Genomic DNA, 11,648 nt, shown 5'->3' on the forward strand with positions numbered 1-11,648 from the left:
ACGTGAGTGGCACCGATGTATAATTAACTATAACAACAATTTTATACCTTAGAAGGGAGGATTTATCAAAAGCTAATAATTACTTTTGATAAAATCAAAAATGCCAAATGACTCTACATTAAAACCTATATACCAAAAGATCGCTATTGATATTACTAATAGAATAATATCAGGAGACCTCGCTATAGGCGATAAACTATATGGTAGATCTTCACTTGCAAGCCAGTATAACGTGTCACCAGAAACTATAAGAAGATCTATAATTCTTTTAAGTGACATGGATATAGTTAAAGTTACAAAAGGAAGTGGAATAGTAATAAACTCAGCAGATAATTGCCTTAAGTTTATTGATGAATTTAAAGATATAGATTCTATGAGTTCTCTAAAAAAAGATATTATGGACTTGCTTGTAAAGAAAAAAGAACTTGATAAAAGTATAGAGTATTCTATAGATGAATTAATTGACTATTCTAGTAGATTTAAAAGTAGTAATCCCTTTATACCTTTTGAGTTCGAAATACAAACTGAAATGAGTGTCATAGGTAAAACTATTTCTGAAGCTGAATTTTGGCAAAATACGGGCGCAACTATTATAGGAATAAGAAGAGATGATAAATTAATACTCTCTCCTGGTCCAGCTACTATATTTAGAGATAAAGATATCTTTGTAGTTATTTGCGTCGAAAATAGTTATGACAGGATTAATACTTTTTTGTCAAAGGACTAAAAAATTATAAAAACCCTTACTCTGTAGCACTATAGTACTACAGAGTAAGGGTTTTAAAAATACTTGGCTACGTCTTTAATATTATCCGCTCTCATATCCGAGCTAAGCATAGGAATTTTTATAATATTTTTACCCTTAAATGTATTATAGATTTCATCTAGATACTTATTTTCAAGCCCCTTTCTGCCTTTCCAAAATTCATCCATACTATCTTCTGGTAATATTCTATTAACAATCAAACTATCAACCTTAATCTTATATGTATCCAATATTTTTATAGCTTTCACCGTTTCTTCTATAGCAAGCTTTTCAGCGTTTAAAACGAATATAAAACTGAGTCTATCATTATCAGTTATTACTTTCCTCGCATTCTCCATATTTTCTAGTCTTTTTTTAAGAATTTTAATTACCTCATCGTTTTCTACTTCATCTACATTCTTTTTACCTGCATTGTTTGCCATTTGCATTATACCTAATGCTTTTTTCCTTTTATCTATAAGAGACTTAATCCATGCACCTAGAAGCTCTGGTAGTGACATCAGCCTTACCGTATGTCCCGTTGGAGCAGTATCAAAAACTATTTGATCATATTCACTACTTTTATCATTTATTATTTCTATCATCTTATCGAAAAGTGCAGCTTCTTCAGTACCAGGCGATACAGCTGCTGCATCTATCTGTTTTTTTATTTCCTTTACAATAATAGGACTAAGTACATTTTTAAGATTAGCCCGTACACCATCCATATATTTTCGGCTTTCTACTCCGGAATCAATTTCTAGTGCATCTAAATTTTTATCTATATTTATTATCTTACCACCAATTGGTTTTTCAAATATATCCGAAATAGAATGTGCTGGGTCTGTTGAAACTAAAAGCGTTTTTTTTCCTTTTAGTGCAGAGTCTAAGGCAAAAGAAGCTGAACATGTGGTTTTACCAACTCCACCCTTTCCTCCGAAAAAAACTATTTTATTCATATGTATCCCCTCTTTCATTAAGCATCTAAATCAAAATCTCCCCATTTTTCTCCCCATATTGATTTTCTATCCATCATTCTTCTTTGCCAACTTTCCAGATCCTGTGCTATATAAGGAAGTAGCTCTAATGCATAGTAGGAGGTTGGAAATGGTAGTCCAAGCGTATCCGCATAGCATAAAAGAATAAAATTATCCATTTCATCTCGAGCTTCTTTTTCAAGTATTGCTTTAGATTTCCTATTAAAATCTGTTGCTCCCTTAAAAAACATTTTTAAATCCCCTAGAAATTCTATTGTTTTCTCTTTTATTATCTTTTTATCCACAACTCATCACCTCGATCCATAAATTTATCAACAATCCACTCACGTAAATATTTATAAAGCTAACGAATTATAGCTTGAATTTTCAGATAATCAAATTTCAATTTCCTATAATACGTTAGCTTTGTTATTTATACTATAAATACATTCTACACAATTACACTTCTTTGTAAAATATTTTACGCCTTAACGTTCTTGTCTCTATTCCCAGTTTTTGAATATAGTGCTTTTACACCAGAAACCAATAATACAATTGCTAGTACAAATAGTACACAAGCAATAACAACCAAGAACCAGTTTGTAGCGAAATTCTTTGACTTCTCAATTATTAATATAACTAGTGCAACTTGAGTTACTAAGAACATAAATATGGCAGGAACAATAACCATTCTGTATTCTTTTCCCATGTTCTTTAAGAATACTGCAATAGTAAGTAGTGCAAGTGCTGCTAATAGTTGATTAGCGGAACCGAATATTGGCCACACTTTAGCCCATCCCAAAAATGTCAATCCGCCACCAAATATAACAGTTATAGCAGTTGCTACAAATTTATTAGTAAGCATATTTGGAGCTTTTCCATTTTCATTTCCATCATCAAACATTTCCTGGAATATAAATCTTCCAAGTCTTGTTGCTGTATCAAGTGAAGTTAGTGCAAAGGCTGAAATTGCAAGTGCGGTAAAACTCTTTCCTGTTGCGAATGGTATTCCAAAGCTTGTCATGAAATTACCTATACCATCTGAAAATACATTTACAGCTCCACCTTTTAATAGATCTGTAAGTTTATCAGCTCCAATATACGATGCAGTAACAATAGCTACAATAGCTAGTGCTCCTTCTATAAGCATTGAGCCATATCCTATAAGTTTAATATCTTTTTCACTGGCTAATTGTTTTGCAGTTGTTCCTGAAGCTACTAGAGAGTGAAATCCAGAAATGGCACCACACGCAACTGTTACAAATAACATTGGAAATAGTAAATTACCTTTTCCTAAATTGAAAGAAGTAACTGCTGGTAATTGGATAGTTGGGTGACTAATTATTATTCCGAGTGTAGCTCCAATTAACATTGTATACAATAAGAATGAATTTAAATAATCTCTAGGTTGAAGAAGTATCCATACTGGTGCAATTGATGCTACTGATATATATATTAATAATATAATTACCCATGTATTATATGATAATGCTAATGGAAAAATTAGTCCAAGCCATATGCATCCGAATAGTAAAACTACTCCTATAACACTGCTGAGTCCAAGGCCTACGCCTTTTCTGTATACGAAAAATCCAAAGAAAATGGCGAGTATCATAAATAATCCTGAAGATGTACCTGCAGATGGTGTGCTTACGAAAGTACTTGCACATATTGATGTAAACGCAGCTATAACAAGTATTAATGTTAACCATGCAAACCATGCAAATAATCTTTTACCTGATTTACCCATATTGACATTTATAACTTCCCCTATAGACTTACCATCATGTCTAACTGATGCAAATAATGAACCCATGTCATGAACCCCACCAAAGAAAATGCTACCAATAATAATCCATAATACAACTGGTAACCAGCCAAATACTGCTGCGCCTATAGGGCCAACTATTGGTCCTGCACCAGCGATAGAAGAAAAATGATGACCGAGTAGAACTGGGGCTGGAGTCGGTACATAATCTATACCATCCTTCCTTGTGTGAGCTGGGGTTGGTTTTTTAACATCAATACCCCATTTTTTGCAAAGCCAAGCGCCATAAGTGGCATAGGCCAATACAAAGATTAATATAGATCCTAATACAAGTATTACTGAACTCATGTTATTTCCCCCTTTTCATAATATATATATAAATTTATAAAAAATTTATATCAGTTTAATTAGTTAGCAAAAAATTTCTCGTTTCCTCTAGCAAATTTATTAGTAATAACTTTGTTAGTATTCGAATTAATAAAAATCAGCTTTACATTAACCCATCCCTTAAATCCAAATGAGAAACTTTTATAAAATTTAAATTTTTTTATAGCATTTTCAGCCTCCACATTAGGACTTTGCGTTGAAGATAATATAAAAGTAATAACACTAGCCATGTGCTCCGAGTCCATTTTTATAATATCATTTACATTATCCTTTATTATTGATTCGATCTTAACAACATCTAGCGCCTCAAACTTATAATCAATATCTTTATAAAAAACGTACTCATAACTCTTAAAAGCATACACCTCAGCTGCTTTCAAAACCATGTATTTAATACTTCTTTGATTAAACTCACCTACAAAATCAAAATTAATTCCACCTAATTGCCTGTTATATTCAATATCAAAATTAGTTTCGAACTTTTTAATTAATTCATTCATGTATTTATCGCTCATAGTTATCTCACCCTCTTCCCAGTAGAAAACTGTATTTTCAGTATTTTCTGATTATTATAGTATCACAAAAATGAATACTTGTACATATTTTATTAACATTTTTTATATTTATAATATTACTTTAAATATATTAATAAAATTTTAAATTATGTATATGTATATGTAAAGGTATACCTTAATCTTTGTTAGAAGTTACTTAAATAGCCACTTGCCTATATCTTAACATAGTGTTATTCTTTTAACATATGGGCTTTATTTAATATAATTAAAAACAATTATTGGAAAATTTAATATATTAATTCATAAATATAGGAGAAGTGATAAATTTGAAGGTATTTGATAATGATATACAACTTATAAAATACGAGGTAATCAGAGAAGTCGTTAAACTTGCCCGCAGAGGAACACTAAAAAAAGAAGGTAAAAACTTATTCAAAGTACTTGTTCCAGGACCTAAAGCAAGAACCCGTTGTTGTATTCATAAGGAAAGAGCAATTATTGGTGAACGTATAAAACTTGTAATGGGCGGAAATAAAAAAAATAAAAATGTTATTGAAGTAATCGGTATTGCTTGTGAGGAATGTCCAATACAGAGATTTAGAGTCACTGAAGCCTGTAGAGGCTGTTTAACTCACAAATGTATTGTAGCGTGTCCTGTTGGTGCAATTCAATCTATAAATAGGATATCTTACATAGACCCAAATAAATGTATTGAATGTGGTAAATGCAAAGATGCTTGCCCTTACAATGCAATCTCCGATGTCAGGAGACCTTGTATAAGATCTTGTAATGCAGGAGCCTTAAGCATTGATGAAGAAAAAAAAGCTGTAATCGACAATGATAAATGTATACAATGCGGTGCTTGTGTTTATCAATGTCCTTTCGGTGCAATTATGGATAAATCCTCGGTAGTAGATATTACGAATGCACTAAATGAAGCAAAAGAAAACGAAACGTCACATTTATATGCTATCATTGCGCCTGCAATTTCTAGCCAATTTACTTTTGCTAAAATCGGGCAAGTAGTAGCAGGTATAAAACAATTAGGTTTTCATGACGTCATAGAAGTAGCCCTTGGTGCAGATATGGTAGCGAAAAATGAAACAAGTGAATTTATAGAGACTATTGAGGAACTCAAAGCTATGACAAGTTCTTGTTGCCCAGCTTTTGTTTCATACATCAAAAAAACTTACCCAGAACTAGGTAAGCATGTTTCAAGCACTGTTTCACCAATGATAGCCATATCTAAACTTATTAAAAGTACAGATCCACTAGCTAAAATTGTATTTATTGGACCCTGTACAGCTAAAAAAATGGAGATAAAAGAAGCCGATATAAAAGGTATTACTGATTACGTAATGACCTTTGAAGAGCTACAGGCAATGCTCGATGCATATGAGATAAATATAGAAGAATGCGAAGAACTTCCTTTAAATAATGCTTCTTTTTACGGAAGAATATTTGCTAGATCAGGTGGCCTTACAGAAGCTGTAAAACACTTAGTTTACGAAGCTAATCCTGATGTAGACTTAAAACCTATAACTTGTGACGGTCTTATAGAATGTGATAAAGCCCTTAAATTATTGAAATTCAATAGATTAAACGGCAATTTCATAGAAGGAATGGCTTGCACCGGTGGATGTATAGGTGGTTCTGCTTCTCTTAGTCATGGTAAAAAAGATAAAGGCGAAGTAGACAAATATGGGAAATTAGCCTTAGAACAAAATGTTTCTGATTCAATTAGATCGATAGAATCAGATGATATTGATTTGCACCGTGGTGAAGGCTTTATGTCTAAATAAAATTAAATAATATAAAAGGCTGTATTAAAATACTCATAAGTATTTTAATACAGCTTTTTTTATGGAGATTTAGGAATCGGCTTTATGTCCTCGTAAATAAATTTATGAAGTTGGTCCACAGTTTTCTTCATATCAGCGACCAAATACCAAACTTTATTCAATGTTTCACCTTTGCAGTAGCCATCCACCGGGAATCTCTCCTCATCCAAAGTCTTTATATTTGAAGTGAACACTTTTGAACCAAGCTTCATTATGTCAATACTGCTCATACTTGTTTCAGTATAAGGTAGAAATTCAGAAACAATAGATGGTAATTTTGTTATCCCTAGTGATCTGATTTTTGTAAACATAGCTGACAAAACTGTCCTTTGTCTTTCAGTTCTTCGATAGTCACCACCTGCAGTATACCGTATTCGCGAGTATGCTACAGCCTGAAGTCCATTTAAATTCTGCTCCCCAGGTTCAGCAACCTTTGGTACCGATTTTTTCTCACTAAAAGCAACTCCAACCATATAGCTGTTTAGAAAATTGATTTCATCTTTATTGACTTGTATAGTTACCCCTCCCAGGGCATCTATAATTTTCTCAAGATTAATAAAATCAACAGCAACATAATTTCTAATGTTTAAATTAAAATTCTCATTTAGAGTTCTAATAGCAAGCTGCGGACCCCCATAAGCATAAGCGTGGTTTAGCTTTGTGTAACCATGATTGTTAATTTTTACATAGGTGTCCCTCATAATAGAGGACATTTTTATTTTCTTGTGCTTTTCATCTATAGAAATTATCATTATAGAATCTGAACGACTTGCATCATTCTTATTGGTTCTATCTAACCCAAAGAAAACGATATTTGTTGTTTCAGGTTTAATGTTCACTTCTTCTTTTAGTGGCACTTCGGGTTTAATAATTACCTCTTCTTTTAACGGCACTTCAGGTTTTATTCCCAAATTTTCATCGGTTTTTGATATTATTGTAGTGTTTATTTTATTGAATTGATAAAATGTATAACCAAATGTTACCAAAGAACCTAGTACAATAATGATAAATATACTTAAAATTATTTTAATCCATAATTTCAATTAATTACTCCTTATTATTGCTCATCAATATTGTAATAATTTTCATAATTTCCATTGTATTTAATAATTATTCCAGAGGTTATAACATATAAATTCGGACTATCATAAAGGTTATTTCCCCCTTAGACTTTTCAACATATCTAAAGTATCTGCAGGCACATCTTTACTTGTATATTCAATATATCCAAGTCTTTGAAGCGTTGCACAGGAAGTCCTACCCACCATATAGGGTAATAATTTATTATAAACTTCCACTGTTAATCTACCAGAAGACTGCTCCCAATCCATATCCCTAAGCTCCTCTTTGGATAGATTATTTGCACCTGTAAATACTAAAAAATATAATGTCTTATTAATTTTATTCCAGACCTTCTTTGCAATATTTTTATTAGGCAGTTGTGGCTCTCTTTTCTGTGCCTCAAGAGTTGTGATATTAGCAGTTTTTGAATATAGTTTTACAACGCACTCATCATATAAATATTTATTAATTCTATATTTCAAAGGAATTTTACACCAAAAGTTCATATATTCATAATCCCATAAGGGTAACCAATACTTATATCCAAAGAAATCATAAATTTTAACTGAATTTATCATCCTCTTAATTTGATTTTCTTCGAAGTTCCATTTTTCATATAGATTTGCAGCAAATTCATTTGATGCGAAATCTTTTTTATCGAACATTTTAATTTCAACGCATTTTAATACTTTTTTAGAAAAATCTTTTTTCCATTCCTTTTTTACCCCATCAAAGTTCCACATTATATAATGATTTTTTATGATTTCATTAACGATTTGTTTAGGATTCACATTTGAATCATATAATTTTTTTGGTATTTGGCCGCCAGAAATAAAATCTCCTGAATGTCCTGGAGCAAAAATGGAGTCTTCCGGAATCAGCTTTCGTTTTTTTAGTTCTAAGACTGCTGGCCATTCTCGATCAGGTAATATTGTGCTAAGATTATCAGCATAAGTACTAAAATTTGCTCTTTCAATCGAGTTATACCATTCATATGATTTGTCATTATCATAGGGAATGAAAATCCATTTATAACCTAAAAGCTTTGCAACTTCTCTACTAATTAGACACTCAGGATTATTTACTCTTCCATAGGTAAAAGTTATAACATTACTGTAATTTAGCTTCTTAAGTACTGTGGCAACAAGCCTTGAGTCATAACCCCCGCTGAGAGGCACAACTATGGTTTTTCCATCTGCATATTTAATAAGTCTTTTCATAGACTCAAATAAAATAAATTCATGCTCCTTTAATAATTCTTCCATTGATAAGTCTTCAAAATAATCCCCATGTATAAAACTATAATATTTTGATGAATTCACCACAATATTATTTTGTTCATCAATAGCTATTAAAATCATCTCTCCTGCTTGAATTTGTTTAACATTTTTATATAAGGTATCACACCCAGTAACATATCCAGTTACTAAGAACTCATTTTTTGAAATTTCATCAAATTCAGTTTCTTTAGTTTTATCTTTTATCCAGTATGCATCATCACTTATGTATGCAATATTATCAATAATCGCATAGAATAATGGATAGCTTCGAGTTCTATCTGCTGCAATAAAAATAGAATTATCATGTACTTTTACTAGCCCCCAAAATCCATTACAAAAATTAACAGTATCCTCGCATTTTGTTTTGCTAAAGTATTCTGCTAGTTTTTCTTCTTCTAATAATTCACCACTAACAAATGCTCTACCCCTTGCAAAAGTATTCCCCTCTTTGTTCCACTTGTCTCTAAAATGTAATACAATATTGTTATCCAAAATATCGCCTCCTACCTTTTTATATACTTTCTAGGATCGGTAATTTTAAAAGCTTCTCTCAACCCTATTTCACCCTTAATCAGTTTACATATAGTTCGCGGTTTCGAAACTATAAATCTTAATTCAATGTAAAATTTTGTCTGAGATTGCTTTTATATTAAAATGGCTTTTAAGTTTCGCCTTTACTTTTAAACCAATAAGACTACCAAAGAGACCTCTGTTCATAATTTTTATAGTTATCTATTTTATGTTTATATTCTTTTGAGCCTATATTTATGTCACAATTTATAAGCGTTACCATCAAATTAGCTTCACTTAGCAAGTCACAATAGGTGTATATTTGGGAGTCGTACACACTACAATTTATACCATCATAATTATTTCATAGACTTTAATAAACCTAAAAAGCCCATATTACAAGTAATATGGACTTTATTAAATTCACTAAAATTGATTTTCAAAGTACCCATCCTTAGTAATGCTCTTTTTTTGTTAACTCATATTCATAAACATACTTTTTAACCATTGTATTTTTATCATATTCCTCTAGTATACTAGCTCTAACTCTATTCGCAAATTCAGTATCCAGAATAATATTGTTTGAGGTAATATGCTTAATTTCGTGTATAAATTCACTCAAGTCATTTGCTATATAACCATTAAAATTGTGTTTCACAACATCTTTATTTCCCATCACATTTGAAACTATTGAAGGTTTACCTATATACATTGCCTCTAGGAGTGACAACGGTAGATCTTCCCATCTCGACGTCAAAATAAAGATATCAATATCTATAAGTTGTTTTATAACCTGTTTTCTCTCAGTCCAACCAGTAATTTTTATGTTATCTGCTGTTAGCTTTCCCATTAACTCACCATCACCTATCCAAAGAAAATCATAGTGTTTGAAATACTTTGCTATTTGATTAAATAACTCGGGATTTTTTTGATAACAAATTCTACCTACAGTAGCTATCTTAAGCTTTTTACGTTTATTATTATTTTTGATACGGAATTCATTTAAATTATTTTCACTTATAATTTCATCTATTTTACTTGTATCAATTCCATTATTAATCTTTATACAATTCTTTGAAATTTTTAGTGCTTCTTCAAATTCTCCTTTAGAACAAGCTACAATATGCCCACCAAGCTTACTTGCAATCCACTCCAGTCCATAAAATATTTTTCTCTTGAATTTTGATTCATTGGTCTTGCGGAACGAAAACCCATGTGGATTATAAAAGACTTTATCCATATCAAACTTGATTGCAAAGCATGCAAGCCTTCCTAAAAATCCAGCTTTAGAAGAGTGTAAATGAATAATATCTGGATGCTCTGCCTTTAAGATTTTTTTAAGCTGAAGTAAAGACTTTATGTTCTCACGTAGATTTAACCCTCTACACATTTTAGTTTCAATAACTCTAATTCTGGGATCAAAATCATCCCTGAAATTCTCTGGTGTCAATTTTCTTAACGAGTAAATAATTACTACTTCATAATCCTCAGAAACAGAATTGCAGAGGTCATATAAAAACGAATATACTCCACCATCAAAAGATTCAACAACATAAACTACTTTTTTCATGATTATATTCTCCAATACACAAAAATTTTCAATCCTTCTATATCCATTGAAATTTTTACATTATTCATTAACTCCCTCCTTTGTGCTTGTATGTTATCCTATGTCATGTGCTAACGGATAGTTACTTATTATTTTGACACACAAAAAACTACCTAGCTGTGTTGAAATACATCTGGGTAGACACTTATATTTTAAAACGAGTCTTAATGCTAATTAAATATTTTCCTAATTTTGATTCTCTTTCTTAGTATTATTTTCTATTTTATTTTTCTTTTTACTTTTACCTCGCTTTTCTTTACCTGTGGAATAGTACTCATATCCATAGCCTATAAATGACCTTTTATCTACTTTATTTAATACGGTTCCAATTATAGTAGCATTGATGTTTGATAATAGTTGTTTTGATTTTTTGCAAGTATCTATTTTTGATTCTTCAGAACTTATTACTAATATTACTCCAATTTTCTCACTAACTAATGTAAGGGCATCTGTAAATGCAATTATTGGCGGAGTATCTAGTATTACATAATCATACCGCCCTTCCATTTCGTTAATAAATGTCTTCATTTTCTGAGATGATAACAACTCCGAGGGGTTGTAGTTCGCTATTCCAGCAGTTAATACGTCAAAATTTTCGTCAATTCTAATATAAATTTCATCAACATTTTTTCCTTGTAAAATCACATTCACTAAACCTAATTGATTATTAGTAATATTGAAGTGTCTATGTACACACGGTTTCCTAAGATCACAATCAATAAGTAGAATCGTTTTCCCTGTCTGTGCTATGCTAGCAGCAATATTTGTTGAAACAGAAGTTTTACCTTCCTTAGGGATTGAGCTGCAAACCATTAATGTCTTTAAACCTCTGTTTTCCATGGAAAACAACAAATTTGTTCTCATGGATTTAAATGCTTCTGTAATTGGAGCTTTCGGTTCTTTTTCTACAATAATACTCACCATTTTATTTTGTTTCGGAATTAATCCTATAGT

Annotated in this window: 10 protein-coding genes; 2 read left to right on the top strand and 8 right to left on the bottom strand. The window is 31.2% G+C overall.

The window, feature by feature from the left end:
• Window positions 1-100 precede the first annotated feature (100 nt).
• On the top strand, window positions 101-727 hold the full coding sequence (locus ACJAX4_RS03780; RefSeq protein ID WP_435788130.1) for a TrkA C-terminal domain-containing protein: 627 nt from the start codon (window positions 101-103) through the stop codon (window positions 725-727).
• Between the two features lie 53 nt (window positions 728-780).
• Here ACJAX4_RS03780 and ACJAX4_RS03785 read toward each other — a convergent pair whose 3' ends face one another.
• From ACJAX4_RS03785 to ACJAX4_RS03800, 4 genes are all read right to left on the bottom strand, one after another.
• Entirely contained in the window at window positions 781-1,704 is a 924-nt protein-coding gene (locus ACJAX4_RS03785) for an ArsA family ATPase (protein ID WP_435788120.1), read from the bottom strand.
• A 17-nt stretch (window positions 1,705-1,721) separates the two neighbouring features.
• On the bottom strand, window positions 1,722-2,027 hold the full coding sequence (locus ACJAX4_RS03790) for a hypothetical protein (RefSeq protein WP_435788121.1): 306 nt from the start codon (window positions 2,025-2,027) through the stop codon (window positions 1,722-1,724).
• Between the two features lie 176 nt (window positions 2,028-2,203).
• Window positions 2,204-3,838, bottom strand: coding sequence for a carbon starvation CstA family protein (locus ACJAX4_RS03795; RefSeq protein ID WP_435788122.1), 1,635 nt, complete (start codon window positions 3,836-3,838; stop codon window positions 2,204-2,206).
• Window positions 3,839-3,897: 59 nt separating this feature from the next.
• Window positions 3,898-4,392: a hypothetical protein gene (locus tag ACJAX4_RS03800; RefSeq protein WP_435788123.1), complete on the bottom strand. Its 495-nt coding sequence runs from the start codon at window positions 4,390-4,392 to the stop codon at window positions 3,898-3,900.
• Window positions 4,393-4,718: 326 nt separating this feature from the next.
• Here ACJAX4_RS03800 and ACJAX4_RS03805 point away from each other — a divergent pair, with 326 nt between their 5' ends.
• Window positions 4,719-6,194, top strand: coding sequence for a 4Fe-4S dicluster domain-containing protein (locus ACJAX4_RS03805; protein ID WP_435788124.1), 1,476 nt, complete (start codon window positions 4,719-4,721; stop codon window positions 6,192-6,194).
• Window positions 6,195-6,253: 59 nt separating this feature from the next.
• On the opposite strand, the gene ACJAX4_RS03810 is transcribed toward ACJAX4_RS03805, so the two are convergent.
• The 4 genes from ACJAX4_RS03810 to ACJAX4_RS03825 form a co-directional block, all read right to left on the bottom strand.
• Window positions 6,254-7,276 carry an LCP family protein gene (locus ACJAX4_RS03810; protein WP_435788125.1) on the bottom strand — a complete coding sequence of 341 codons (1,023 nt, stop codon included), beginning with the start codon at window positions 7,274-7,276 and terminating at the stop codon, window positions 6,254-6,256.
• Window positions 7,277-7,387: 111 nt separating this feature from the next.
• On the bottom strand, window positions 7,388-9,067 hold the full coding sequence (locus tag ACJAX4_RS03815) for a hypothetical protein (RefSeq protein ID WP_435788126.1): 1,680 nt from the start codon (window positions 9,065-9,067) through the stop codon (window positions 7,388-7,390).
• A 472-nt stretch (window positions 9,068-9,539) separates the two neighbouring features.
• On the bottom strand, window positions 9,540-10,655 hold the full coding sequence (locus ACJAX4_RS03820; protein ID WP_435788127.1) for a glycosyltransferase: 1,116 nt from the start codon (window positions 10,653-10,655) through the stop codon (window positions 9,540-9,542).
• Between the two features lie 225 nt (window positions 10,656-10,880).
• On the bottom strand, window positions 10,881-11,648 hold a 768-nt coding region (locus tag ACJAX4_RS03825), incomplete at its 5' end, for a CpsD/CapB family tyrosine-protein kinase (protein WP_435788128.1).

Source organism: Clostridium sp., from assembly GCF_051278035.1.
In the GTDB taxonomy this organism is placed as follows: Bacteria; Bacillota; Clostridia; order Clostridiales; family Clostridiaceae; genus Clostridium_AD.